This is a genomic window from Chloracidobacterium sp. N, assembly GCF_018304765.1.
Taxonomy (GTDB): Bacteria; Acidobacteriota; Blastocatellia; order Chloracidobacteriales; family Chloracidobacteriaceae; genus Chloracidobacterium; species Chloracidobacterium aggregatum.
Window position 1 is genome coordinate 309,587 of sequence record NZ_CP072642.1, and the last position, 24,288, is coordinate 333,874.

A 24,288-nucleotide genomic window follows, 5' to 3' on the forward strand; every position below is an offset into this window, starting at 1 on the left:
TGGCACCTAGCTTGGGGGCGTACCGCCATGCCACTGCAGGTTGCGCCCGTAGGCGTCCAGGATCATCTGCGCGGCACGAAAACCGGACAGCGTGGCCCCTTCCATGCTCGGCGTGTACCCGTGGTGGGTAAAGTCGCCGCAGAGAAAGAAGTTTTCGATGGGGGTCTTCTGGGTCGGGCGCCGGCTTTCAGCGCCTGGCTCACAACGATACAGGGCCTGGGGAATCCGCACCACAGTGCTTTTGATGAGGTTCGCCTGGGCCACTTCCGGGAAGAGTTCGGTGAGGTCGTCGAGGCACAGGCGGACGATTTCACCATCGTCGAGGTGGAAGATGTCCTTGGCCGGGGCGACGATCATTTCGATGAGACACACATCGTCAGCGTAACCCGGACTCGTGACCGACAGGTTGACGACCAGCGACATCACCGTTCCGATGGCAAATACGGCATTGTCGAGGGCAATCACCTTGCGGTCAAAGCGAAGCTGGACGGTGATGACCGGGATTTCTTCAACCTGCCAGAGGCGTGAAAAGAACGGATAGCTCCAGGCCTGACCCGGCAGGACTTCCCGCAGCGCGTGCAGTTCCATGGCCGAGACATAGACATCAGCGGTAAGGAATTCACCGTTGGTCAGTTCCAGCCCCAGCGCGCGGGGAGCGTCGTTGGAGAAGTCAATCCGCGCCAGCCGGGCATTGGTACGAATGCGCGCCCCGCGCTTTTCGAGGTAAGCCTGGATGGGTTGAAAGAGCCGCTGGCAGGGATCGCCGTCGAGAAAGCCGATGCGTGTGGCGTTGAACCCCTGGGCAATCGAGGCCATCTGGAAAATGATGACCCGTGCGGAGACTTCGTCGGGGCGCAGGAAACTGACCGTCCGTGACAGTGGATCGAAAAACCGTCCGATGGCTTCCCGGTTGACGCCCAGGTTGGCTGCCCAGTCGCTGAAGTTTTTGACATCCTGGTTTTCGATGAAGTTCTTGTCACCGGTAAAGGCCGGCAGCAGACCTGTCAGCAGCTTGAGTTTGTCGCCGAAGCCGAGCAGGTCACTGCCAATCATCGAGCGCAGGATTTCGACCGGCCCGGCCGAGGGCGAAAAGGAAATGTTGGAGATTTTTCCACCCTTGCTGGCATACACCAGTTGCTGCTTTTTCCACTGGATGCGGTCGGCAATGCCCACCCGCTCCATGAGGGCGATGAGGGATTTGTAGCTACCCCGAATGACGTGTGGGGCCGTTTCAACCCAGTCGCCGTCTTTGTCCAGCCAGGAGGAGACCCGTCCGCCCAGCACTGGGCGTTTCTCCAGCACTTCCACTTCGTAGCCGTTGTCGGCCAGTTCGACGGCACAGGCCAGTCCTGCCAGGCCAGCGCCAATGACGATGACTTTCATAGTGCAAACAATCCAGTGACAGCAGTCCCGTCTGGCAAGCCACGGGGTATCCTGCTCCGTCCTGCCAGAACGGGAATGAACGATACGCGCAATGCAGCCACCTAAGCTAGTGATTTTCGCTGGCCGCGAATGCGAGCTTCTGAACGCTTCGTGTCCCGTCCGTTGACCTGTTGGCGCGGGCAAGGTAAACACATACCCGGTGCCAGGATTCCCCGGCCCGACGCCAGGATTCCCCGGCCAACAAACTTTGTGTTTCGACGCTCAAACTTTTTTCCATGTCCGAACAAAAATTGCCAACGCGCGCCGAGGACTTCAATGAGTGGTACAACCAGTTGGTTCTCCGCGCCGAGCTTGCGGATTATGCCCCGGTGCGTGGCTGCATGATCGTCCGGCCCTACGGCTGGGCGCTGTGGGAAAACATTCAGGCGGCGCTCGACCGCCGCTTCAAGGCCACGGGCCACCTCAACGCTGCTTTTCCCCTGCTCATTCCAAAGAGCTTTCTGGAACGCGAAGCCTCGCACGTCGAAGGGTTCTCGCCCGAACTGGCCGTGGTCACGATTGGCGGCAACAAGGAACTCGAAGAACCGCTTGTGGTGCGCCCAACGTCGGAGACGGTCATCGGGCACGCATACGCCAGGTGGATTCAGTCCTACCGTGACCTGCCGGTGCTCATCAACCAGTGGTGCAGCGTCGTCCGGTGGGAACTGCGGACGAAGCTCTTTCTGCGCACGCTGGAATTTTTCTGGCAGGAAGGGCATACGGCGCACGCCACCTTCGAGGAAGCCGAAGCCGAAACCCGCCAGATGCTGGATGTCTATACCGATTTTGCCGTCAACGAGGCGGCGCTGCCGGTCATTCCCGGTATCAAGTCCGAGTCGGAGCGCTTTGCCGGCGCTGACCGCACCTACTCGATTGAAGCCATGATGGGCGACGGCAAGGCGCTCCAGGCCGGTACTTCCCACAACCTGGGGCAGAATTTTGCCAGGGCGTTTGACATCCAGTTCCTTGACCGCGATGGCGAACGGAAATACTGCTGGACAACGTCGTGGGGGATGTCCACGCGGATCGTGGGCGCGATCATCATGGTGCACGGCGACGACCAGGGCCTGGTCCTGCCGCCCCGCCTGGCGCCGATTCATGTGGTCGTTGTTCCGATTCACAAAAACGAGGACGAACGCGCGCGGGTGATGGAATCCGCCACGGGCCTGTATCAGGAAATGGTCAAGGTGGGCCTCCGGGTCAAACTTGATACGCGGGAAGGGTTGACGCCCGGCTTCAAGTTCAATGACTGGGAAATGCGCGGTGTTCCCCTGCGCATCGAGATTGGGCCGAAGGATGTGGAGAAGGGCGTCGTCGTGCTGGCACGGCGGGACCGTCCGGGCAGGGAGGGCAAGTCGGTGGTGGGCCGTGAAGGTGCCATTGTCACCATTGCCTCCATGCTGGAGGACATCCAGCTCGCCATGCTCGCTAAGGCCAAGGCGTTTCGGGATGCCCGTCTCCACGATGTGGCCGACTATGGCGCTTTCAAGGAAGCCATCGAAACGGGCTTTGCACGGGTGTGGTGGGATGGCGATGCCGCACTCGAACGTCAGATCAAGGAAGAAACCAAGGCAACGCTCCGGTGCATTCCGCTCGACCAGCCTGACCAGATGGGAAGGTGCTTTATGACCGGGCGGCCGACCCGCACCCAGGCCATCTTTGCGCGGGCCTATTAGGGGCGGCAAGCCAGGGGCGGCAAGCGACTCCGGCTGGCGACGTGTTGCCGTCCGTCCGGCTGGCTTGGTCCGGCTGGCTTGGGTTGCCCGGCCGGGCAAAATCAAGCAAGCTGAAACTCCCCACCGGTTTTTTCCGCAATCGTTTCTGTTCCAAGGACACCTGCCATGTCGTCTGACGAGCCTCTTTCGCCCCAACCCGAATCGGAAGCAGACTCTGCACCGGATACGGACCGGGCATCCGGGGAAGCCTCCGGGGACACTGCGCCGGCTGCTTCCACGGCGACGGATGCCGCCGCCGAAGCTGCACCTGGGACGGCGGAGCGGGAAGTTCGCTGCCGTTACTGCGGGCAGCGCAACCGCGTCCGCGCCGACTGGACGCCACGGGCCGGCGTCCGCTGTGGCCGCTGCCGGCTGCCGCTCGATGAGCAGGCGCACCGCAAGTTTCCGGGGCTGTCGCCACATGAATACATCCACCCGCTCGACTCCCAGGCGCTGGAAACCCTTCAGCTCATTCCGGGCATTGACCCGCTGCTCAAAAAGGCGCTCGAAGTCACGGGCGAAACCTACCTGCGGGTGATGTTTACGGCCAACGGCGTCAAGGTTTCGGAAAAACAGTGTCCTGACCTGCATGCCAAACTGGAGGTTGCCTGCCAGACCCTTGGCATCCGGGAGTTGCCGGAGCTGTATCTCAGTGTGACGAATCCTCTGGGCGGCGGCGGACTGGGCTTCAATGCGTTCACGAGCGGCGTCGAGCGTCCGTTCATCGTGTTGTTTACGCCGCTCATTGAACGGCTCGATGACATCGAGGTGCTGGCCGTCATGGCCCACGAACTGGGACACATTCACTGTCACCATCTGCTCTACAAAGTCGCCGCCGAACTGCTGTTTCAACTGGGCAGCTATGCGCTGTCCCGCGCACCGTTGCCGCCGGGAATTCCCGATCTGCTGACCTGGCCCGTGCGCAGCGCCCTGCTGACCTGGTATCAGAAAGCCGAGTTGAGCTGTGACCGGGCGGCCCAGCTCGTCGTTCAGGAACCGCACGTGTTGACCAGACTCATGATGAAGCTGGCCGGCGGCACGCTGACCTCGCGGCTCAATCACGAGGAGTTCATTGCCCAGGCCCGCGCCTTCGACCAGCGCAATGAGAGCAACTTCATTGACCGCTTCTGGACGTGGCAGATTGCCAGTGGGCGCACGCATCCCTTCCCCATCTGGCGGGTTTCAGAAATTCTCAAGTGGACAGAGAGCGAAGATGGCTTCAAAAAACTGATGAAGCCCGCCGCGCTCGCCACCCTATCCTGACTGATTCAAGCCGGTTTGAGCCGGCACGCAACGCATGAGGGCATTTTCGGCTTCCACCCCGCACGAACCCCGACTTGACTTTCACGAATGGAAAACCGGGACGATCATCGTTGAGCGGACAGGCATCCGGCGTCCGCTGTTTGCCCTGCGGCAGGCCGATCAGGTTCTGGCACATCTGGTGTGGCAGCGCCGGCGCGCCGGACGGTATGTGGCACTGGCCGACGGCCTGACGCTCGATGTGAGCGTCGCGCGCATGGGCTATGAACTCACCATTCGGGATGACACCCAAGGGTTGTCCCGGTTGCGGATCAACCGCCGGCGCAACCCACATCGCGCCCGGATGACCATCGAGTTGCCGGCCGGCCGGTTTTTCGTACGGCTGCGCCGCGACAAACGCCAACCGGGGGATTTTGCGCTCCACGTACGGCGGGAGTTCTACAAACAGGACCTGCTCGAAGTGCAGTTCGAGCGCGCCCACCTCAACGCTCACCATGCTTCGCTGTCGCGCCGTCTGCTCACCATTCAGGTGTATCCCGTCATGCGCTGGGAGGCCGTTCACTTCCACCACCTCGTCGCCTTGCTGGTGGGGTGCATCGTGTTCGTCGGCGGACACGATCAGTTCCGCTTTGATCCACGGGTGAATCCCTACATGGTCAAGCGGCGCGGATGAACATCCTGCACGTCAGCTCAGGCGATGCCTTCGGCGGCGGGGAGCGGCACGTGCTGGAACTCGTCCTTGCCCTGGCTGCCCGTGGGCATCGGCTGCACGTGGCCACCCCGGCCGACGGGGCCTTGGCCCGAAGGTTGCGCGAAGCCGCCGGCGCGCAGCCATCCGTTGTGCTGCATCCGCTCCGGGTGCGTCATGCGCTTGATCTGGGGGCAATGTGGTCGTTGGTGCGCCTGGTGCGCACACACCGCATAGACATCCTGCACGCCCACTATGCGCGCGACTATCCGGTGGCCGCCGGCGTCGTCCGCTGGCAACGCCAGTGGGGAAACCACCGCCCGGCCCTGTTTCTGACCCGTCACCACTATGCGCCGTTGAACGGGCATCGGCTGTATGCCTGGTGGTTGAGTGTGGCGGAACGGTTCATTGCCGTATCGGGCTATGTGCGTGACCAGCTCAAGGCATCGCTCGGATGGGATGACCGGCGGTTCGTGGTCATCCCGAACTGGGTGGATTCCAGCCGTTTTCGCCGCCCGGCAGTCTTTGACCGGGCAGGCTGCCGCCAGCGGTTCGGCCTGCCCCGGGACGGGTTTATCGTCGGCTGTCTCAATCGGCTGGAGCCGGACAAGGGGCAGGCGACGTTGCTCTTTGCCCTGGAGCTGGCCCGGCGCCAGGCACCACAGCTTCATCTGGTGCTGGCCGGAAACGCCGATGCTGCTTATCTTGCCCGCTTGCAGCAGCAGGCCCGGACGGCCGGTTTGACGGCTCAGGTGAGCTTTCCGGGCTTTGTCGAAGATGTGCCGGCCCTGCTTTTCGCCTGCGATGTCGTGGCCATTCCCTCCCGGAATGAGGCGTTTTCGCTGGGCGTCCTTGAAGCCTGGGCCGCCGGTGTGCCGGTGGTCGTCTCCGACGTGGGTGGGTTGGCTGAGTTGGTCGCCCACGAAGAAAATGGCTTGCGGGTGGGCGTGCGGGATGTGAAGGGATGGGCGGCTGCCCTGTGTCGGCTGGCCTGTGATACAGTGCTGTGTCAGCGGTTGGTCAGGGCAGGGCAGCAGTCCGTTGGGCGCTACACGCTCAGCCACGCTGTGGTGGCGCTGGAACAGCTCTATCTGGCCCGGGCCACAAAATTCTGATTCAACAAATCGCGGTTTCTGCAACGGGATGAGCATTTCGCTCGTCTGAGGTGTCAGTTGTCCAGGTTCAGGTCAGGAACACACCCATGAGAGCCAAGGGATACGTCAGAAACCAGGTCATCCGGCGCGGATTGGCACTGCTTGTCCTGCTGGGGATGGTGGCCGGGCCCTTCCCGGCTGCGTTGGCCCAGTCCGGCCGACAGGTTACACGTCCACGGGTGGTCGCTCCGCGCCCACCGGCAGAGCCTTCACCAGCTCCCGAAGGAGAAGACACCGCGCCTTCGACTTCCCGCCCGCGCCCCAGCCTGGGGCGGCGTGGGGAGGACGCCCCACGCCCGTCCGTGCCGTCCCCGTCCGCGCGGCCGCCGGCTGCTGACGTTGACGATGACATCATCACCATTCAGGCGACGCTGGTCACGATTCCGGTTATCGTCAGTGACGACTACAACCGCTACCTGCCGTTTCTGCGGAAAAACCAATTCTCCCTGCTGGAAGACAACGTACCCCAGGAAATCACCTTTTTTGCGTCCGAACAGGTGCCTTTTCACGTCGCCCTGGTGCTCGATGTCAGCCGCAGCGCCTACCTGAGCATTAACGACATGTGCAGTGCGGCCAATGCCTTCATTGACTACATCCGCCCGGATGACAAGGTCAGCGTCTTCACCTTCTCGGACAAGATTCGGCAGCTCTGTCCCTTCACCAGCAACCAGATGACGCTCCGGCAGGCCGTGGCGAGTGCTAGGATTGAAGGCGGTACCCGGCTCTATGACGCGGCCCAGCAAATTCTGGAGGGCTATCTGGCGCCCATCGAAGGCCGCAAGGCCATGATTCTGCTGACTGATGGTGAGGATACGACGAGCCGGCACTACAAGCCGCGGGATGTTCTCGACCGTGTGGCTGAATCCGATGTGCTGGTCTATACGGTGCAGTATCCCGCGGCGGACCCAAATCTGGTCCAGCCTTCGATTCAGTTTCCGTTCCCATTCCCATTTCCTCTGCCGGGGCGCCGTCCACGTCGCGGCCCGTTCTTCCCGCTGGACGATCCACCACAGGGAGGCGGCAGCAGCCGGCAGGAACCGTCGGTGATGGGGATTGAGGAGACCTTCCTGCGGGATGTCGCCACGATTTCCGGCGGGATGCACAGTCCGTTCACCGATGTTGGTACGGCGCGGACGATCTTCAGAAACATTGCCGAGGAGTTACGCCACGTCTATGTTCTGGGCTACTACCCGACACGCGGACTCGACCAGGCCGGCTATCGCCGGGTGCGGGTGCGCGTCAATCTCCCTGAAGCCAGGGTACGGGCGCGTCTTGGCTATGTCGTCACCGAGCAGATGGCCCAGCGCAACCGGACGCCTGTTCCCACCAATGCCCGTGACTGATGCGTAACCACCGGCTCGTCATTCTCGATTACGGCGTCGGCAACCTGCGCAACCTGGAGCGCGCCTTTGCCCACCTGGGCCTTACGGCCCGGATTTCATCTGACCCGGAGGTGGTTCACCGGGCAACGCACCTGGTGCTGCCCGGTGTGGGGGCTTTCGGCGCGGCCATGGATGAACTCCGGTCGCGGGGACTCGAACCGGTCGTCCGGTCAGTGGCGCAGTCCGGTGTGCCGCTGCTCGGCGTTTGCGTGGGTTTTCAGATGCTCTTTGAGACCGGTCACGAGTTTGGCCGCCACGCCGGACTGGGATTGCTTGAAGGCGAGGTGCTGCGCTTTCCAGCCGAAGTCCGGCCCGTGCCCCACGTCGGATGGAATCAGGTCATCCAGACTCAGGCGCATCCCCTGTGGAAAGATATTCCCGACGGTGCCTTTTTCTACTTCGTGCATTCGTACTACGCCGCGCCACAGGTTTCCGGGCAGGTTCTGGGTGCAACGGATTATGGTCTGCGCTATGCCAGTGCTGTCGCGGGTGACAACGTTATGGGCGTACAGTTTCATCCCGAAAAAAGCCACCAGGTCGGCTTACGTCTGCTCCATAACTTCGCCAGCCTGTAGTGGCACCGCGTGGCCTGCCACACCTGCCTTGCGGCTTGTCTTGCGCGCACCGGCGAAATGGAAAGCCGGACAGGGAAGGGCTGGAAGGTGGCGTGGGCTACGTTGGTTCGCGTGCGAGGCGCTGCCAGAGAAAATCAGCCAGCGGCAGATCGTCCGGGTGCGTGATTTTCAGGTTCCAGCGCGGCCCGGGCACGATCCGTACCGGCACGCCCAACCGTTCAACCAGCATGGCGTCATCGGTTGCCGTCACCTGTTCGGCTGCGGCGCGCGCGTGGGCGTCCCGGAGCAGTCCGGTCTCGAAGGCCTGTGGCGTCTGCACCGCATAGAGGGTTGAACGGGGAGGGGTTTCGTAGGCCAACCCGTCCTGTACCAGCTTGATGGTGTCCGTGGCCGGGTGCCCGACCACAGCCGCGCGGTCGGCCCGGGCAGCAGCTATTGTGGCGGTGATGAGTTCTGTCGTGGCAAAGGGCCGTACAGCATCGTGGACGACGACCACCGATGCCGCATCCGGCACGGCCGCCAGCGCCAGCCGTACCGATTCCTGCCGCTCCGCTCCACCGGCAACGGCCGTGATGGGTTTTTCGACGGGGAAGGTTTCCAGCAGGGCGTCAAACACCGGCCGCGCCGTCGGCGGCAACGCCACGACGATGTGGCTTACGTCCGGGCAGGCGGCCAGCCGGCGCAGCGTGTGAATGATGATGGGACAGCCGGCAAGTTCGAGAAACTGTTTCGGGCGGTCAGCGCCAAACCGGGCACCAAGCCCACCGGCCGGAACAATGGCAACAGCCGTCATGCCCGGGCTTCAAGGATCATCGGCATGCCGTACTTCGGGCGCAGGGTGATGAGCGGCTCCGGCACGACGCGCGCTTCAGGGGCCAGGCGCAGGCGCCACTTCTGCGCCAGGGTCGCCAGAATGAGCACGCCTTCCATCCAGGCGAACCCTTCGCCAATGCAGGCGCGCGGCCCGCCGCCAAAGGGAAAGTAGCTGAACTTCGGACGTTTTTCCTTTTCCTCCGGCGTCCAGCGTTCAGGGATGAAACGCTCCGGCGCCGGGTAGAAATCCGAGCGGCGCTGGACAACATACGGACTCATGAGAATCAGCGCGCGCGCCGGCAGGCGGTAGTTGCCCAGCGAAAAGGCTTCGAGGGCGCGCCGTCCGAAGACCCAGGCAGGCGGATACAGCCGCATGCTTTCGGCAAAGACCATTTCCGTGTACTTGAGCTTGCCATAATCGGCGGCCGTGGGCAGGCGTCCACCTAAGACGGCATCCACTTCGGTGTGCAGGCGGGCTTCGACTTCGGGATGCTGCGACAGCAGATACCACGTCCAGGTGAGGGCATTGGCCGTGGTTTCGTGGCCGGCAAGGAAGATGGTCATGGCTTCGTCGCGGAGCTGTTCATCGGTCATCCCCGTGCCGTCGCCTTCTTCGTCCTGGGCGATGAGCAGCATCGAAAGCAGGTCTCCCCGGTCTTCGCTGGTGCGGCGGCGTTCTTCGATGATGCGATAGACGGTTTCATCCAGCCGCGCCCGCGCCGCACGGAAGCGGTAGTTGAACGGCAGCGGGAGTTTTTCGATCAGCTCGAAGAAGGGCAGCGTCATGACAGCGGAAAACAGTTCGATGGTCGTCGTCAGCGCCGCGCCAATTTCGTCCATTTCGCTTTTGACTTCAGCATCGAACAACGTCTTGGCGACGACCCGCAGCGTCAGCCGCATCATTTCTTTGGCCATGTCATGTTGTTCGCCGGGCTGCCATTCGTCGCGCATTTCAGCCGCATACTGCGCCATGATGCGCGCATAGAGCGCAATGCGCTCCCGGTGAAAGGCCGGCTGCGACAGCCGGCGCTGCCGTTTGTGAAACTCACCTTCGCTCGTGAGCAGGCCGTTGCCCAGAAACTTGCGCGCCCGTTGCAGGCCGCGCCCCTTGATGAAGTTCTTGTGGTTGGTGATGAGAATTTCCCGGATGTAGTCGGGATTGCTCACCATAAAGACCCGCTCACTTCCGAGGCGAAACTGCACGATGTCACCGTACCGGCGGTACATGCCCTGCAGGAGCCGGAGGGCATCCGTCCGAAAGCGGTAGATGTTGGCGCCTGGCAGGGTCCGCGCGGCGCGTGGCGCTTCGAGTTGGGCAATCATGGCAACGTTGTTTCCGGCGGATGAAGTATCGGCGCAAGCGGCCGACCTCTGGACAACAGGCGACCGTCGGGCGCTCGGCAGCGGCGAAATTGTATGTCCGGTCAAGCCATGACGCAATCGGGAAATTTGAGTTTGGCTTCAGTTTTTGCCGGCCCGGTTTTCACTGGGAGGCTTTGGTCTCCCACTGCCTGCCCGTCCGGCGCACGACGAGTTGTGCCAGTTCGATACCGCTGGTGTCATCCGGTGGCCGGAAGTGGATGCGCTGGTTCTGCCCGATGATGATGTAGGTGGGGTGTCCGCAGCGACGCAGGTTGACGCGCAGTGCTGTCACTTCCGGCCAAGGGAGCGTCACCTGCTGCCAGACGCCCTGATATTCAACGTGGAAGGGGGTGATGGTGAGGTTGACCCGCGCCATGCTCCACGCCAGAAGCAGGGCCAGGATGCCAGGCGGCATCAGCAGCACGGCGGCCACCAGACTGCCAAGCCACAGCGGGAGCAGGAGCAACAACAGTCCAAGCCCATACACCGGAAAGCGCCAGGGGGAACGCAACGGGAATTCGCACGTGCCAAGGAAATAGGTCTCGCTCCGGGCGTTGCCGATCCACTGGGCCGTCGGCCAGTCGAAGGTGATGCGGAGTTGCGGGCCGCCGTAGCCAAGTTCGATTTCGTCTCCGCTGGTCAGGCTGGCCCGGCTGACATAGTTGCCGTTGAGGCGCGTGCCGTTGGTGCTTTCCAGGTCTTCAATCCAGATGGCAGTGCCGTCGGAGGACAGCCGGGCGTGGTGGCCGGAAGCTGCCGTGTCGTCGGGGGCCAGGCGCACCTCACAGTGGTGCGAACGGCCGATGACGGCCGGGAGGTGCCGGATGACCTGCTGCTTGCCTGCCAGACCGCCGCGCAGGTGGAGTACCGTCACGGTGACGGCGGCATTTTCCGGGAAATGGACGGCGGCTTCATTCGTCGTCGGCATCATCGCCTGTGGGCGCAAGGGGAGCGGTGGTGACGCTGCCATCGGCGGACTTGAGAATGATTTCAATCCGCTGCTCAGCGGCCAGAAGCCGCTCACGGCAGCGGCGCGCCAGCGTCATCCCCCGCTCAAAAAGATCGAGCGCCTCTTCCAGCGGAAGCTGCCCGTCCTCCATCTGCTGGACAATCTGCTCCAGTTCGGCAAGGGCTGCTTCGTAGGTGAGTGATTCAGGCGCTTTGGGAGCCGGCATAGGTTCAGAGTGTGCGCAGGTACGCGATGAGATCGTCGAGTTGCTGGGCCGTGTACTTGCTGCCAAAGGCCGGCATTCCGCCGCCGCCTTTCTGAATCTGGGCTTTGACGACGGCAACCGAAACCGGGCGATTGGTGGCCGGCATTTTCCTGCCTTTGAACAATCCCTGCAAGCCGGGCCCGATATTGGTCGTTTTGCTCGTTGCACTGTGGCAGGGGGCACAGGTTTCAGCAAACAACTGCCTGCCGGTGGCGGCGTTTCCGGTTGCTTTGCCTTTTTGCGCAACGGCCGCGGTCAGACTGGTCGCCAGAGCGCCAAGCAGCGCGAGTGCCAGCAGGAGTGATTTGAGAGTGGTCATAATGTCTCCGGGGAGTAAAAAGCCCCTGCCGACACACACGTGGGCAGGGGCGGGAGTTGTGGCACAGGGTTAGCCCAAGTTGGACTGGTTGGACAGCCTATTTAACGACCGGCCCCTGAAGCAGCGGGTCCTTCTGGAGAACGAAACGCAGGAGTGCGGCATGCTGCGCCTCGGCCGCGCCGATACCGGCCAGCACCGGAATCAGGTCTTTTTCCGAGAAGGACGTCAGCACGCCGATGTAGGCCCCAGCCGCCTGCTCTTCAAGCGTCAGGGCAAATTCGAGAATGTCCGTGGCTGACTTGATGTTCGGCACGGCTTCCGCAATGGCTTCATATTCCTCGGGGTTTTTCTTCGGCTCGACGGGCGTCCCGCCAAACTTCTTGATGACGCCCATGAGCGCATCCCGGTGCGCCTCGTGGTGGCTCATAAACAGCTTGGCCGCCGCCAGCGCCGGGCCTTCGAGCAGTCCCGTGCCGGCACCGACGCCATAAGCGGCAATCGCCTGGTGTTCAAGGTTGAGCGCCACGTTGGCAATCTTCACGTCGCCGGCCTTGTCCGCGCCCAAGGCCACGGATGGCGTCAGAAGTGAGCTGCCGAGCATGGTGAAGGCGCTGGCCCCGAGGCCCACCACGCCCGCCTTGAGCGCCGCCCGGCGGCCGCGTTGAATGAGTTCACCGACTTCCAGGTACTTGTTGGTCAGGTCGCGTTCTTTCATTGGAATCACATCCTCCGAAAATGTGAAAAAAACCGCGTTACAACGATGTCGAACGGTGTGACGAAACCGCACGACGGCATCTTGAGTGCGCGTATGCCGCACATGGCAGACATACAACCAGTGGTTTGGCCCGGATGAATGTTTTTTGGAAACACTCCCCGCGGCCACAGAGTTGCGGGAGGTTTATTGCATCGAACATCAGGATGCAAAGTTTTTGGGGCTTTCAAGCCAGGGAAGCCCCACGGGCGAACCCTCTGATGCCTGCCGGGGGTGCAGGATTGTGTTGTGAGGGACTACCATGGCGGCGCATGTCGGCTCTGGCTGCTGCCGTACGGACACGCCGCGCTGGATTGGCCATGGGGGGCTTTCCATGGGCGGCTACGGCCCATGGGCGGCTACGGCGCGGCGTCCCGGCGGAGGAAAGCCTCGGCGCGTGCCACAATTCCGGGGCCGGCTGTTTCCGGTGTCCCGGCCGTGAAGGGTGGCTGGGGCGCATATTCAATGAAAAGCTGCATGAGTTCGGCTGTTTCCTGCCCGCAGTCGAGCGCGGCGAGTGTCAGAGCGGCGTCAATTCCGGCTGAAACACCGGCCGCCGTAAGGATGTTGCCCCGGCGGACGACACGCGCCTGGCTGGGCGTGATGCCAAACTGCCGCAACATCCCGCGGGCCGACCAGTGGGTGGCCGCTTCGCCGCCGGTGAGAATCCCGGCGGCAGCCAGAATCAACGAGCCGGTACACACGCTCAGCGTCCAGCGTGTGGTGGGATACAGGCAGCGCAACCACGCCAGGGTGTCCGGGTTGCGCATTTGTGCCGGTGCATTTCCGCCCGGAACCACGAGGATGTCCGCCCGTGTGACTTCGTCACAGCTTAGGTCCGCCTGGAGACGCAGAAAGGTTGAGTCAACGGTGACGGGTCCCCGTTGCCGGGCGACAAACTGCACGACCGCACCCGGCAGCCCACGCAAAATCTCGTAGGGGCCAATGGCATCGAGAGCCGTCATGCCGGGATAGAGATACACGACAATGGTACGGGTGGATTCCATGGAGTGAAGGGCGGTGTGCCAACCGGAGGTTTGACAGAGAATAAAGGCAGACCATAGCATCGGACGGCTTTCCCGAACATCATCACACGCCCTTCCGTTGGAACATGTCCCTTTTTGTCCGTCTGTTCCGTACGAAATCCGTGGCGCGCATCCAGGCGGATGCGGCGTCCGGCCTGAGTGATCACGAAACCGGCAGCACCCTGGCCAAGGAACTCACCACCTTTGATTTGACGGCCCTGGGCATTGCCGCCGTCATTGGCGCCGGGATTTTTTCAACCGTCGGTAATGCGGCCTACAGCGGCGGCCCGGCCGTATCGCTGCTGTTCATCTTCACGGCCGTTGCCTGTGGTTTTGCGGCCCTGTGCTATGCCGAGTTTGCCTCGATGATCCCGGTGGCCGGGTCGGCCTACACCTATGCCTACGCCAGTTTTGGGGAACTCGTCGCCTGGATCATCGGCTGGGACCTCATTCTGGAATACGCCATCGGCAACATTGCCGTAGCCATTTCGTGGAGTGAGTATTTTTCCAATCTGCTGTCCGGGTGGGGCTATCCCATCCCGCCCTACTTCCGCATGGATTTTCTCACGGCCAGACGTGGCTTTGCGGCCGTCAACGAACTGCTCGGACAGGGACAAAACCTCGAAGCCATCCGCGCGTTGGAGGGGATGGCGTCCCAGGTCACGGCCTATGAAGCCTGGCTCAATGCGCCGCGCCTGGGGGGGCTGCCCCTTGTCTGCAATCTCCCGGCCCTCGCCATCGTGACGCTGATTACGGCGCTGGTGTACGTCGGCATCCGCGAGTCCAAGCGGGTGTCCAATGCAATGGTGGTCTTCAAGGTGGCCGTCGTGGTGTTTGTGATCGTCGTGGGGGCCTTTTACATCCAGCCGGAAAACTGGAAGCCCTTTGCGCCCAACGGGGTGGCCGGGGTGCTCAAGGGTGTGGCGGCCGTGTTTTTCGCCTACATCGGCTTTGACGCCATTTCGACGACAGCCGAAGAATGCCGCAATGCCCAGCGTGACCTGCCACGGGGGATCATCTACTCGCTGCTTATCTGTACGCTGCTCTACGTCCTGGTTTCCCTTGTGCTGACCGGCATGGTGCCCTACACCAAGCTCCAGGTGGCCGACCCGATGGCGTTTGTCTTCGGCAGGGAAGGGGCGAATCTGCTCATCGTCGAGCGTATCGTTGCCGTCAGCGCCGTGGTGGCCACAACCACCGTGCTGCTTGTCTTTCAGATTGGCCAGCCGCGTATCTGGATGGCGATGGCGCGGGACGGTCTGCTGCCCAAGGTGTTTGCCCGGGTTCACCCACGGTTCAAAACGCCGGGATTTGCCACCATCGTGACCGGCTTTCTGGTGGCGATTCCCTCGTTGTTTATGAACCTGACCGAAGTGACCGACCTCACCAGCATCGGGACGCTCTTTGCCTTCGTGCTCGTGTGCGGCGGGGTGCTCATCCTGGAGCAGACCGCGCCTTCCGCAGAACGGAAGTTTCGTGTGCCCTACATCAACGCCAAGTACATTGTGCCGGCCGGAGTCGTGATAGCCGGGCTGGTCTTTGCCATGTATCCGCCGGCAAGGGCCGTGGCGCGCGATTTTCTGACCGTCACACCGGCCGCCGGGGAAAGCTGGCTGGGAGCCGTTTCGCACAAGCTGCCGTTCCTGGTCTTTGCCGTGGGAACGGTGGCGCTGGCGGGGCTGTGCTTTCTCAAGGACCTTTCCCTGATTCCTGTCCTGGGTTTGCTGTTGTGCAGTTATCTGATGACAGAGTTGGGAATCGTCAACTGGCTGCGGTTTCTGGGGTGGCTGGCGGTTGGTCTCGTCATTTACTTCGGCTATGGCTTCCGGCACAGCCGTCTTGAAATGGAAGCCAGGAAGCAGGTTTCCGGCTGAGAGACGGATGCGCTAGGGGGGAAGCCGGGCGTCCAGCGCGCGCAGCCGTTGCGCCAGGCGGAGCAGCTCTGCGTCGCCCATCGCTGCCCGGCCCTCGATGACGGCCTGGCACCGCTCGGTGACGGCTTGCCACTCACTCATCGGATGCCCGGAACGTTCACTCGCCGCCAGGCACAGCTCTTTGAGCGGCGCTGTCGTGGGGAGTCCCGTGTAGTGACACAGCCGCCGGTGAAAGCGCCGGTACAGGTTTTCAAGCGCCAGATCGCGCGCCGCTGCCGCTTTCTGAATCTGCGCCATGGCTGTGACGAACTCCAGGGCATTCGTGCGGGGTTTGACCGGCAGCCGCACCGGTCGTCCGAAGCGGCGTCCCAGGGTGTAGGCCGCCAGGAGTCCCAGGGCGACGATGTGCCACACCATCCAGGGAATGGGTGTTCCCCGGAAATAGCCCAGCAGACCAAGCAGCCCGCCGTTGGTGGTGCGGTAGCCGTGATGGTAGTCGTCAAAAACCACCTGTCCGGCGTTGTCGCGTGTCGCCAGCCGCACGAGATTGAGCAGAAAGCGTGCATTGTCGCCTTCGGCCAGTCCCTGGTTGGCAATGACGAAAGGATCGCCGACGTGGATGATACGTCCCTCCCCGTAACGGACTTCAGCAACGGCCGGGGTGTCCTGAACGCCGGCCAGCGGCACGCAGGCCGCCATCTGGAACGGAAAGGGGAAATCATCCCCTGTGTCGGAGATCGGCGCTGGCTGCATTATCACGGTTGTGGCTTTGGGAGAGACGCCCAACCAGCTCACGCCCTGAAAGGCACCGCCCGGTTGCCATGGCACTGCGCGTTGCACCGGAACCTGACCGAAAGCCGAACCGGAACCTTCCGGCAGCAGGTGCGAACCCGGAAGAAGCTGCTGGCGGCCGAGCCGGAGCGGCCACCAGCGCTCGAACATGACGAACGTTCCGCCCCGCCCAATCCATTCCGCCAGCGCCCGGAGTTGCCTGGCTCCGGGCTTGGTACGAGGCTCGACAAAGATGACGACCCGCACATCCTGTCGGTCGGCCAGGGCACGGTAGTCCTGTTCCCAGCGGCTGACCCGCACACCCGATTCCTGCAGGAGCAGGTAAGCGCCCAGTGTGCCGTAGGGCCGGCCGGAATGGGTCGAGCGGTCGGCGGCATAGTCATCCATTTCCGCATCCGGTTCCGGTTTGACGTAAAACAGCAGATTGATGCCCAGCAGCAGGGCCACCACCAGGGCAACGAGCAGGCTGTTGGTCAGAGTTTGGCGGTTCATGCGGCAGGGGTTTCAGGTCGGGCCGGAATGAGGGGGGGGCATCCCACCGGCAATGGCCGGGCAAAACAGGTCAGGCAAAACTAGGCGGTGGTCGGCAGGGCGGCGCGCACTTCCTGGTAACGTGACAGGCAGCGTTCGTAATCTTCCCGGCTGCCCTGGCGTTGTCCATACCAGAGTCGGTCGAAGCGGTCGGTCAGCTCGTGCATTGCCGGGTAGAGACGCGCCTGGGCGCGGACGGCGGAGAGATACTCGCGGTTGGTCCAGGCCGGGTTCAACAAGATCACTTCCCGCCGGTCGAGTTCGTGGAGCAGGGCAATATAGACCTTGCGCACCGCCTGTCTCCAGTCGCCGGCTTCAGCCGCAGCCTGCGCCTGTGCCAGCAGATCGTCGGCATCCAGATCAAGCGCGACGGGTTCGCCCAGAATGATCCGTGTCCCGTCTTCCGCATCGGTTGGCGGTCGGCGCAGGCGACGTGCGAGCCAGACGGCCCCACCGGCAAGCAGGAGCGTCAGGCTGACCCACAGGCCCATTTGCACCCACTGGTTTGACCAGAGCCCACCACTTTCGGCGTCAGATGGTTGGCCCCGGGGCATTCTGCCAAAAATCCTTTCCAGCCACGCCACCAGCCACTCCTGCAGGTGCTCAAGCGGGGTCTTGGTCTTTCTGATGGGTTGAAAGTCCTTGCGGGCAAGAATTTCCTGGACGTTGGCTGTGGGCCCATCCGGTACATCGTTGGCGTGGTGCTCCAGAATGGCGATATGGGCTTTCAGGGACTGTAGCCGTTCGTGGATGTCCATCGCATCCATAGCCTGACAGAGTTCGTCAAGGGCCGCGCGAAGGCTTCGGTTGTCCACGGTCAGCCGGCCGGTCGGGGTCGTAATGCCTGGGTGCTCCGGCAAAAGCCGATACAGTGCTTCCCGGTCACGGGGGGGAAGGCAGCGGTCCAAGGGCGCCACAGCGCCTTCGGATTCGTTGTCGTCCAACGCGGGTGTCCGGGTGGGGGAAGCCTGGTAGGGGTTTTCGAGGATGTCCCGGGCTTTTTCGATGATTTCCCGTGCTTGCGCCAGGCGCGTGCGATACTCATCCAGCGACATTTCCTCCGGCACGGCGGACTGAACAGGGAGTGTGCCGAGCAGCAGGCACAGCCACCACCCTATCCGGCAGAACCGAAGCCGTCCGGTATCGCCTCTGGTACCATTCATGGTCAGTATTCGTAGAAACCGCGTCCCGTTTTCCGCCCAAGCCAGCCGGCGGCGACATACTGCCGCAGCAGCGGGCACGCCCGGTACTTCGGATCGCCAAAACCTTCGTAGAGCACGTCCAGAATGGCCAGGCACACGTCGAGTCCGATGAAATCGGCCAGCGTCAACGGTCCCATCGGATGGTTCATGCCGAGTTTCATGATGCCATCAATGGCCTCGCGGGTGGCGACGCCTTCGTAGAGGGCAAACATGGCTTCGTTGAGCATGGGCATGAGAATCCGGTTGGAGACAAAGCCGGGGAAATCGTTGGCCATCAGGCAGGTTTTGCCCAGTCTGGCGCCCAGTTCGAGGACGTAGCTGGCGGTGGCCTCGCTGGTGGCGCAGCCACGGATGACCTCGACGAGCGGCATGACCGGCACGGGATTCATGAAGTGCATGCCGATGACCTGTGCCGGGCGTTTGGTCGTCGCGGCGATCTTTGTAATCGAAATCGAGGAAGTGTTGGTGGCCAGAACCGTTTCCGGGGGCGTCAGGGCGTCGAGTTCACGGAACAGGGAGGCCTTGGCATCGAAGTTCTCGATGATGGCCTCGACAACGATTTCTGCGCCGGCCACCTCCGCCAGTTCCGTTGTCGGGCGGATACGGGCCAGAATTTCCTCCTGCCGGGCAACGGTCAGGCGTTCCTTTTTGACATCGCGTTCAAGGCTGGAACGGATGGCTGCCAGTCCACGGTCAAGGTACTCCGGGGCAATATCCCGGAGCACGACCTGGAATCCGGCGCGCGCGGCCACCTGGGCAATCCCACTGCCCATCGTTCCCGCGCCAATCACGGCAAATGTACCCATACACTCTTGTAATCCTTGCGCAATAAACAGTTACGACTGGAACTAATGGCGTGGCGTCAATACCGTAGCGCAACGCCCGGTGTGTTGCACAGTCATTTTGTCACCGTAGCCAGCGGGCCAAGTCTGATTTGCACGATGCCCGTCGGGCCATGCACAGGTGCGTCCACGATTCGATGCCAGCCGGCGAAATGCACTAACAGTACACCGAGACGCCGGCCGGAATCGGCGCAAAGTCTTCCCCGCTACACGGCTGGAAGCCGTCCGGCCAGCGAGCGTGCATCCGACACAAGACACGATTCTGTAAGGGGGCATCGTGGTTCACGCGCGCGACACACAGCTTGATGAATTCGGTGTCGCACTGTTTCACAAGCTGCCGAATGTCATGCGCCAGGTAGCGCGGCACGAAGCCAATCTGCATTGGCTCGTTCCCGGTGCGGACAGCCACGGCATGTCGGTCATACTCATTCTGAAGGTCGAGCATGATCTTCAGCGGTTCCTCCGGGGCCAGTCGGGCAATTCGTTCGAGGGCTGCCGGGGGCATCCAGTGAACGCCATGCAGGAAAAACTTGTTCAGGTAACAGCCGTCCGCGTCGGGGACGGGGCAGGGAAACACCTCAACCGCATCCGTCCGGCGAAGTCCCTCCGTCACTCCCAGGATCACGAGGGGGTCAGGTGGGCTGTCCGTGTCGAAGCCGCTCCAGCGCAGGTAGGCTTCATACTCCGGCCGGGCCTTCGACAGCAGCCGGTTGGCAAAAAGCGGAAACAGCTCATCTGATTCGTAAATCTGGTTCAGGTTCGTCATTCCCGCGAACGGTTGAAACCCTGGCTTCCGTGCGCCTTGCAGGTAACAGAAGCGGTAGAGTCCGCCATCGTGTTCCAGCCGGCCGACGGGCCGCCAGCCGGTTTGATCGGGCATAGGCGGACGCCAGGCGACAAAAAGGGAGTTCATTGCCGTTTGTCCTGTTCCAGCAGCCGACGTTGGTTCGTCAGCAACAATTCCAGCGTGAAATTCCTGCACGTTTCGGACATGCGCGCCGGCGGCACGCTTTCCAGAATACCCCGGATTCCCTCCCGGTTCACCGTCCGCAGCCGCTCCTGCCACGCACGCGCCGCATCTGGAGCATAGGCAGCGAAGGCCCGGAATGCCTCACGCAACTCCAACGGCTTGTTGCTGGCGGGTGAACTGTAGAAGGCACTCCGCCCCCGGGCCGCAAATGTCGCAATCGTCCGGTTCCGATCCTTGCTCGTCAGCCGTTCTTCCCGCTCTTCGTCAAGGAGATTCCTTGCCAGTGCTGCGCCGTGATCAAAGGTCGGGGCCAGCCGCAACGTGCTGCCATCCCGGAGCGCTCCCCAGTTTTCGTGATGCCGATCCTGGTTTGCAATCCAGGCATCCAGCAGGACATATCCGACGAAAACATCCAGGGCCGATTCAATACCGGGGGGAACATGCGTCATCCAATCCTCAGATGGAGGGCTTAGCTGTGCAACGATGTCGCATACTGCTTCGACTGTGTGTTGCCGGACCTTGAACCGCTGTGCTTGGGGATACTGCGGATCGGCCGCCAGCAACAGTTCGTTGCCCAGCACCAGCACGAAGGGCTTGTGGGTCATGTTCTCGCAGACCACGCCGGGACGAATGTACTGCTCGCCGTCGTACTCGGCCGCCAGTTCGTATTTGACGTGGGGCAGGCCCAGCAAACCACACAGGTGACAGGCGACAACTTCGGCCCAGTCCTCGCCGGTTCCCCGGTCTTCCGCCTTGAACAGCAGCCGCCGGTTGCCGTCGCTAAACCAGAACTTCGGCTTGCTGCCCAGTGGTTCGACGGATTGCGAAAGCGAGCGGTCAACCCGGCGTATGGAAAACTCGCCCATGCGTTCATTCTACCGGCTGCGTACCCACGAGCATCACTTCCACATCCGTCTTGGCTGTCCTGGCGCGGGACTGGACTGGGCCTCAGCCCTGAGTCACGCAATTTCACTCATCTAAATTGCGCGGGAGACTCCGCCCTGAAGGGCGGAGAGGGATAGCGCGGCTCCTGTTCCCGCTTCTTCTTTCACCAAAGCTGTCCTGCTCCACGCATACCCATAACCGTCGGCACGTTGCATCAAGGCACAGAACCGGTGATGAATCCCTTGCACCAGACCGTTTTTGGTCTGGAGATTGAAACTGCCGCTGGCGCGAATGGCAACCCGACCAACATACGTGCCCACCTTCCTGCCAGTCGTCACCACCGCCCGCACCATGTCGCCCGTCTGAAATCCGAAGTGGCGTTTGCTGCGGGTCAGGTATCCGCGTGGGAAGCCATGCCGGTTGAGCCGTGTGCGCTGGTAGCTGCCGCGTCCGGCGCACTGGATGCCAAGGGTCGGCACGCTCCAGCCACGCACGGCGGCGACATCCCCCACGCAAACGGCATCGAGAGCGTGCGTTTTCGGAATACCGAACCGCAAGCGATTGAATTTCGTCCGGCCGCCAGTACCCACCTCAACCGGAAGACCCGTTTCCTTCAGCGCCGCGTAAAGCGCCCAGCGGGTGCTGTTGACCGCTGACGCATCACGCAGCGGGGATAGGGCCTGCGCTTCAATGCGCGCCAATCGCTGCGGGTCACGGGCCAGGAACTCCGCCACATCGCGGTTGCCCTTCTTCTGGTTGCAGGTTCGGCAAGCGATCACAAGATTGCTCACCCGATGACTGCCGCCTTTTGAGCGCGGATGGATATGGTCAATCTCCAACGGCACATCCTGCGTGTCACAGTAGGCGCACTTACGCTTCCACTTCTCCAGCAGGTATTCGCGTACCTCGTATGTACGGGCGGCTTCGGAAGCCGCCCCTACCGATACCGTCCGCACCCGAATTTCGGGATGTTGCATCGCCTGCATATCAAAGCGCGCCAGTTCCTGCGAGATTGCGGTCACAGGTGTCCAGCGGCAAAGCCGATTGACCCAGGAAAGCGTTGTTTCCACCCGATGGCGCAGCGATGGGGCAAGCCATCCTTCAGGCTTCCGACGATTGGCGAACCGACAGGCGCGATGGCGCAGGTTGGCGCTTCGGCGTCTTCGCCGAAACGCCCGGCGGGCCGTCATCGCATCCCGGATCGCGTGGCCCCGGTGGGACAACTCCGCAAGAAACACCACATGCGCGGCTTGGCGCACTTCGCCCGTTTCGGCGTCAACCTCTTCGCTTTCCCGAACCAGCGCCAGGCCCGTGGTCCTGCTTCCCGGGTCGATCTTGATCCGCACAGGTTGCACGACGGACGCTTCCACCGTCCGATCAACCAGACGGATCGTGAATGGCACGAGCCGATGTACCCGCGCGCGTCCGCGCTCAAGCAACAGCCGGGCCCGTTTTTCGGAACACGGCATCAGCGGCCGCTTCCGCTTGTCCAGGACAAACACTGCCAAGTCTGACGCCTCCTGTAACGGTCCCTTACGGGACTTGTGACGTGAGCCTTGCGGCCCATCTCCCCTCGGAAATGTCTGCAACCGGCTCCTTCCTTGCGGAAGCGATGAGAACCTTCGGCGCTTTACCTTTCACCAGCATGATCCCCACCTTCCAGTGTCCGGGACTGAGGAAGCATCCCGGAGTGGGTCTTGACGACCTGTTGCCAACGTAGCGGGTTGGATACCGCTTTTCCTGGTCAACCCGGCTTGCTCCCAAAACTCCGGCCTTTGGGCCGGGGTAGTGAACAAGCTCCGCCCTTCAGGGCGGGGTAGTTGACCGGCGTTTGTGATGACACCGACCGGCGTCGGCACTTTGAACCACTCAGACAGCTTCACAAAGGGCGAAGCATCCTTCGGCGGGGCGTGCCGTGTTCGCTGACCCGCCGCTGGCAAGGAAGTTCAGACAGAAAAAAGAAAGGTGGTTTTCTTGCGGCTGTTCCCTGTGGCTTACGGGCGCGGCAGCGCCGGAAGGGAAGCATGAACGACACCCCCAGGTCTGTTCCAAAGACCCGCCCCCTGTGGACGGCCATCAGTAGTACCGGTCGCGGTCGTCGTCATCGTCGTCGTCATAATCGTCATCGTAGTCCTCGTCCTCGTCGTCGTAGTCCGATTCGAGGTCGAGTTCAATCGGGTCGAGTCCGACCAGGCGGAGTATGGCACCACATTCATCACACTCGATGATGTCGCCTTTATCCGCATCCTCATCTACGTGAATCGCTGCTTTGCACTCGGGACAAGTTCCCTGTGGCATGACCATCCATCTCCTTGGCTGTGCATGGCGGGTTGCGTGGCACGAACGTAATCCAGTCAGTAACCGGCTGCAAGTCAGTCCCTGCCCCGAAACGGAAAGCGCGCAACCCGCACGCGCCGGGCCAGGTGAAACGTGGATGTCTCTTGTCGGTCTGCGCGCTGATGGTTAGAGTCAACGCCTTCGTTCCCAAACCCATCGTTTTTTGGTTGTCCACGGATGTCATCAACGGAAAAAGCGGCACAGATCAAGCTTCTGGAATCCCAGTTGGCGCAGCTTTCCGCCGCGCCCCACACTCCGGCACAGGATGCTGAAATTCTGAGACTCCAGGCGCGTGTCCGTGAACTACAGGCGGAAATTCTAGGCGAGGCGAATGAAAGGCATGAGATGACGCCCATGGACCGGGTTCGGCTGGCCCGGCACCCCGACCGTCCGTATTCCCTGGATTTCATCCACCTGCTGTTTACCGACTTTCACGAACTGCATGGCGACCGACGCTTTGCCGATGATCCGGCCATTGTCTGCGGCTTTGCCCGGTTTGAAGGGGAGCCGGTGTTCATCGTCGGGCAGCAGAAAGCCAACTACAAGCAGCGCAAGATGGAAGACCGCAAATACCGCAACTTCGGCATGCCCAAGCCGGAAGGCTACCGCAAAGCCATCCGGTTGATGCAGATAGCCGCCAAGTTCCGGCGTCCGATCCTGTCGTTCATTGACACACCGGGGGCCTATCCCGGCATCGAAGCCGAAGAGCGGGGGCAGGGAGAGGCGATTGCCCGGAACATCATCGAAATGATGCGGCTGCCGACGCCCACGATAGGCATCATCATCGGCGAGGGGGGGTCGGGCGGCGCGTTGGCCGTCGGCGCCTGTGACCGCATTGACATGCTGGAAAACACGATTTATTCCGTCATTTCGCCCGAAGGCTGCGCTTCCATTCTCTGGAGGGATGCCAACAAGGCGGACCTGGCCGCCGCCGCCATGAAAATCACGCCGGAACCGCTCAAGGCAGCCGGGATCGTGGATGAGATTGTTCCTGAGCCGGGGGAAGGCGCCCATACCGACCATGCCGCCGCGGCCGAAAATCTGCGGCCGGTGCTGATCAGGCAACTCAAAGAACTGCGCGCGCTGTCGCCGGAAAAACTCATCGAGCAGCGGTATGCGCGCTACTGTCGGCTGGGGGCCTTCGTCGTCGAGAACTGAAGCCGGGTTCAGTAGTG

Annotated in this window: 23 protein-coding genes; 8 read left to right on the forward strand and 15 right to left on the reverse strand. The window is 62.2% G+C overall.

All coding sequences use genetic code 11. From position 1 onward, the window contains the following. Window positions 1–6: 6 nt before the first annotated feature. A complete protein-coding gene (locus tag J8C05_RS01275) occupies window positions 7–1,383 on the reverse strand; it encodes an FAD-dependent oxidoreductase (protein WP_211422432.1) in 1,377 nt (458 codons plus the stop codon). A 275-nt stretch (window positions 1,384–1,658) separates the two neighbouring features. On the opposite strand from J8C05_RS01275, the gene proS reads away from it, so the two are divergent. The 6 genes from proS (at window position 1,659) to hisH (ending at window position 8,196) form a co-directional block, all read left to right on the forward strand. Next, complete coding sequence (gene proS, locus J8C05_RS01280) at window positions 1,659–3,098, forward strand: proline--tRNA ligase (RefSeq protein ID WP_211422433.1); 1,440 nt, start codon at window positions 1,659–1,661, stop codon at window positions 3,096–3,098. Window positions 3,099–3,263: 165 nt separating this feature from the next. Continuing rightward, window positions 3,264–4,400, forward strand: coding sequence for a M48 family metallopeptidase (locus J8C05_RS01285; RefSeq protein ID WP_211422434.1), 1,137 nt, complete (start codon window positions 3,264–3,266; stop codon window positions 4,398–4,400). 34 nt (window positions 4,401–4,434) lie between these two features. Then, window positions 4,435–5,070 (forward strand): hypothetical protein, encoded by a 636-nt coding sequence (locus J8C05_RS01290; RefSeq protein ID WP_211422435.1) that lies wholly within the window; start codon window positions 4,435–4,437, stop codon window positions 5,068–5,070. Continuing rightward, window positions 5,067–6,200 (forward strand): glycosyltransferase family 4 protein, encoded by a 1,134-nt coding sequence (locus J8C05_RS01295; RefSeq protein ID WP_211422436.1) that lies wholly within the window; start codon window positions 5,067–5,069, stop codon window positions 6,198–6,200. The genes J8C05_RS01290 and J8C05_RS01295 overlap by 4 nt, the downstream gene beginning before the upstream one ends. Window positions 6,201–6,286: 86 nt before the next feature. After that, entirely contained in the window at window positions 6,287–7,582 is a 1,296-nt protein-coding gene (locus J8C05_RS01300; protein ID WP_211422437.1) for a VWA domain-containing protein, read from the forward strand. Beyond that, complete coding sequence (hisH, locus tag J8C05_RS01305) at window positions 7,582–8,196, forward strand: imidazole glycerol phosphate synthase subunit HisH (RefSeq protein ID WP_211422438.1); 615 nt, start codon at window positions 7,582–7,584, stop codon at window positions 8,194–8,196. The genes J8C05_RS01300 and hisH overlap by 1 nt, the downstream gene beginning before the upstream one ends. A gap of 97 nt (window positions 8,197–8,293) precedes the next feature. Here hisH and ispD read toward each other — a convergent pair whose 3' ends face one another. From ispD to J8C05_RS01340, 7 genes are all read right to left on the reverse strand, one after another. Further along, window positions 8,294–8,989 carry a 2-C-methyl-D-erythritol 4-phosphate cytidylyltransferase gene (gene ispD, locus J8C05_RS01310; RefSeq protein WP_211422439.1) on the reverse strand — a complete coding sequence of 232 codons (696 nt, stop codon included), beginning with the start codon at window positions 8,987–8,989 and terminating at the stop codon, window positions 8,294–8,296. Beyond that, on the reverse strand, window positions 8,986–10,332 hold the full coding sequence (locus J8C05_RS01315; RefSeq protein ID WP_211422440.1) for a cytochrome P450: 1,347 nt from the start codon (window positions 10,330–10,332) through the stop codon (window positions 8,986–8,988). Before J8C05_RS01315 ends, ispD begins: the two co-directional genes overlap by 4 nt. A 160-nt stretch (window positions 10,333–10,492) precedes the next feature. Next, entirely contained in the window at window positions 10,493–11,341 is an 849-nt protein-coding gene (locus tag J8C05_RS01320; protein WP_211422441.1) for an FHA domain-containing protein, read from the reverse strand. Continuing rightward, window positions 11,283–11,546: an exodeoxyribonuclease VII small subunit gene (gene xseB / locus J8C05_RS01325; RefSeq protein ID WP_211422442.1), complete on the reverse strand. Its 264-nt coding sequence runs from the start codon at window positions 11,544–11,546 to the stop codon at window positions 11,283–11,285. The genes J8C05_RS01320 and xseB overlap by 59 nt, the downstream gene beginning before the upstream one ends. Before the next feature lie 4 nt (window positions 11,547–11,550). Next, complete coding sequence (locus J8C05_RS01330; protein ID WP_014098785.1) at window positions 11,551–11,904, reverse strand: c-type cytochrome; 354 nt, start codon at window positions 11,902–11,904, stop codon at window positions 11,551–11,553. Window positions 11,905–12,001: 97 nt separating this feature from the next. Further along, entirely contained in the window at window positions 12,002–12,619 is a 618-nt protein-coding gene (locus J8C05_RS01335) for a ferritin-like domain-containing protein (protein WP_211422443.1), read from the reverse strand. 395 nt (window positions 12,620–13,014) lie between these two features. Then, entirely contained in the window at window positions 13,015–13,662 is a 648-nt protein-coding gene (locus tag J8C05_RS01340) for a DJ-1/PfpI family protein (RefSeq protein WP_211422444.1), read from the reverse strand. A gap of 104 nt (window positions 13,663–13,766) precedes the next feature. Here J8C05_RS01340 and J8C05_RS01345 point away from each other — a divergent pair, with 104 nt between their 5' ends. Beyond that, entirely contained in the window at window positions 13,767–15,554 is a 1,788-nt protein-coding gene (locus tag J8C05_RS01345; RefSeq protein ID WP_211422445.1) for an amino acid permease, read from the forward strand. Between the two features lie 12 nt (window positions 15,555–15,566). Here J8C05_RS01345 and J8C05_RS01350 read toward each other — a convergent pair whose 3' ends face one another. The 7 genes from J8C05_RS01350 to J8C05_RS01380 all read right to left on the reverse strand — a co-directional run bounded on the left by J8C05_RS01350 (window position 15,567) and on the right by J8C05_RS01380 (window position 23,074). After that, a complete protein-coding gene (locus J8C05_RS01350) occupies window positions 15,567–16,838 on the reverse strand; it encodes a DUF4350 domain-containing protein (protein ID WP_211422446.1) in 1,272 nt (423 codons plus the stop codon). 80 nt (window positions 16,839–16,918) lie between these two features. After that, window positions 16,919–18,040: a DUF4129 domain-containing protein gene (locus J8C05_RS01355; protein WP_211422447.1), complete on the reverse strand. Its 1,122-nt coding sequence runs from the start codon at window positions 18,038–18,040 to the stop codon at window positions 16,919–16,921. A 2-nt stretch (window positions 18,041–18,042) separates the two neighbouring features. Then, window positions 18,043–18,885 carry a 3-hydroxybutyryl-CoA dehydrogenase gene (locus J8C05_RS01360; protein ID WP_211422448.1) on the reverse strand — a complete coding sequence of 281 codons (843 nt, stop codon included), beginning with the start codon at window positions 18,883–18,885 and terminating at the stop codon, window positions 18,043–18,045. A 193-nt stretch (window positions 18,886–19,078) separates the two neighbouring features. Then, the gene (locus tag J8C05_RS01365) at window positions 19,079–19,834 is read right to left on the reverse strand and encodes an HIRAN domain-containing protein (protein WP_211422449.1); all 756 of its coding nucleotides are present in this window, start codon (window positions 19,832–19,834) and stop codon (window positions 19,079–19,081) included. Further along, a complete protein-coding gene (locus J8C05_RS01370) occupies window positions 19,831–20,757 on the reverse strand; it encodes a HipA domain-containing protein (RefSeq protein ID WP_211422450.1) in 927 nt (308 codons plus the stop codon). Before J8C05_RS01370 ends, J8C05_RS01365 begins: the two co-directional genes overlap by 4 nt. A 111-nt stretch (window positions 20,758–20,868) precedes the next feature. Then, window positions 20,869–22,278 carry an RNA-guided endonuclease IscB gene (iscB, locus tag J8C05_RS01375; RefSeq protein WP_459543841.1) on the reverse strand — a complete coding sequence of 470 codons (1,410 nt, stop codon included), beginning with the start codon at window positions 22,276–22,278 and terminating at the stop codon, window positions 20,869–20,871. 574 nt (window positions 22,279–22,852) lie between these two features. Beyond that, complete coding sequence (locus J8C05_RS01380; protein WP_211422452.1) at window positions 22,853–23,074, reverse strand: hypothetical protein; 222 nt, start codon at window positions 23,072–23,074, stop codon at window positions 22,853–22,855. 216 nt (window positions 23,075–23,290) lie between these two features. Here J8C05_RS01380 and J8C05_RS01385 point away from each other — a divergent pair, with 216 nt between their 5' ends. Beyond that, a complete protein-coding gene (locus tag J8C05_RS01385; protein ID WP_211422453.1) occupies window positions 23,291–24,271 on the forward strand; it encodes an acetyl-CoA carboxylase carboxyltransferase subunit alpha in 981 nt (326 codons plus the stop codon). The last annotated feature ends 17 nt before the right edge of the window (window positions 24,272–24,288 follow it).

Excerpts from the sequence above, each read along its gene's own strand:
- J8C05_RS01320 (WP_211422441.1), bottom strand. The coding sequence starts at position 11,341 with ATGGCAGCGTCACCACCGCTCCCCTTGCGCCCACAGGCGATGATGCCG.
- J8C05_RS01330 (WP_014098785.1), bottom strand. The coding sequence starts at position 11,904 with ATGACCACTCTCAAATCACTCCTGCTGGCACTCGCGCTGCTTGGCGCT.
- xseB (WP_211422442.1), bottom strand. The coding sequence starts at position 11,546 with ATGCCGGCTCCCAAAGCGCCTGAATCACTCACCTACGAAGCAGCCCTT.
- J8C05_RS01295 (WP_211422436.1), top strand. The coding sequence starts at position 5,067 with ATGAACATCCTGCACGTCAGCTCAGGCGATGCCTTCGGCGGCGGGGAG.
- J8C05_RS01365 (WP_211422449.1), bottom strand. The coding sequence starts at position 19,834 with ATGAACTCCCTTTTTGTCGCCTGGCGTCCGCCTATGCCCGATCAAACC.
- J8C05_RS01315 (WP_211422440.1), bottom strand. The coding sequence starts at position 10,332 with ATGATTGCCCAACTCGAAGCGCCACGCGCCGCGCGGACCCTGCCAGGC.
- J8C05_RS01275 (WP_211422432.1), bottom strand. The coding sequence starts at position 1,383 with ATGAAAGTCATCGTCATTGGCGCTGGCCTGGCAGGACTGGCCTGTGCC.
- J8C05_RS01290 (WP_211422435.1), top strand. The coding sequence starts at position 4,435 with ATGAGGGCATTTTCGGCTTCCACCCCGCACGAACCCCGACTTGACTTT.
- J8C05_RS01345 (WP_211422445.1), top strand. The coding sequence starts at position 13,767 with ATGTCCCTTTTTGTCCGTCTGTTCCGTACGAAATCCGTGGCGCGCATC.
- J8C05_RS01360 (WP_211422448.1), bottom strand. The coding sequence starts at position 18,885 with ATGGGTACATTTGCCGTGATTGGCGCGGGAACGATGGGCAGTGGGATT.
- J8C05_RS01300 (WP_211422437.1), top strand. The coding sequence starts at position 6,287 with ATGAGAGCCAAGGGATACGTCAGAAACCAGGTCATCCGGCGCGGATTG.
- J8C05_RS01385 (WP_211422453.1), top strand. The coding sequence starts at position 23,291 with ATGTCATCAACGGAAAAAGCGGCACAGATCAAGCTTCTGGAATCCCAG.
- J8C05_RS01335 (WP_211422443.1), bottom strand. The coding sequence starts at position 12,619 with ATGAAAGAACGCGACCTGACCAACAAGTACCTGGAAGTCGGTGAACTC.
- J8C05_RS01350 (WP_211422446.1), bottom strand. The coding sequence starts at position 16,838 with ATGAACCGCCAAACTCTGACCAACAGCCTGCTCGTTGCCCTGGTGGTG.
- hisH (WP_211422438.1), top strand. The coding sequence starts at position 7,582 with ATGCGTAACCACCGGCTCGTCATTCTCGATTACGGCGTCGGCAACCTG.
- J8C05_RS01340 (WP_211422444.1), bottom strand. The coding sequence starts at position 13,662 with ATGGAATCCACCCGTACCATTGTCGTGTATCTCTATCCCGGCATGACG.
- proS (WP_211422433.1), top strand. The coding sequence starts at position 1,659 with ATGTCCGAACAAAAATTGCCAACGCGCGCCGAGGACTTCAATGAGTGG.
- J8C05_RS01285 (WP_211422434.1), top strand. The coding sequence starts at position 3,264 with ATGTCGTCTGACGAGCCTCTTTCGCCCCAACCCGAATCGGAAGCAGAC.
- J8C05_RS01380 (WP_211422452.1), bottom strand. The coding sequence starts at position 23,074 with ATGCCACAGGGAACTTGTCCCGAGTGCAAAGCAGCGATTCACGTAGAT.
- J8C05_RS01370 (WP_211422450.1), bottom strand. The coding sequence starts at position 20,757 with ATGGGCGAGTTTTCCATACGCCGGGTTGACCGCTCGCTTTCGCAATCC.
- ispD (WP_211422439.1), bottom strand. The coding sequence starts at position 8,989 with ATGACGGCTGTTGCCATTGTTCCGGCCGGTGGGCTTGGTGCCCGGTTT.
- J8C05_RS01355 (WP_211422447.1), bottom strand. The coding sequence starts at position 18,040 with ATGAATGGTACCAGAGGCGATACCGGACGGCTTCGGTTCTGCCGGATA.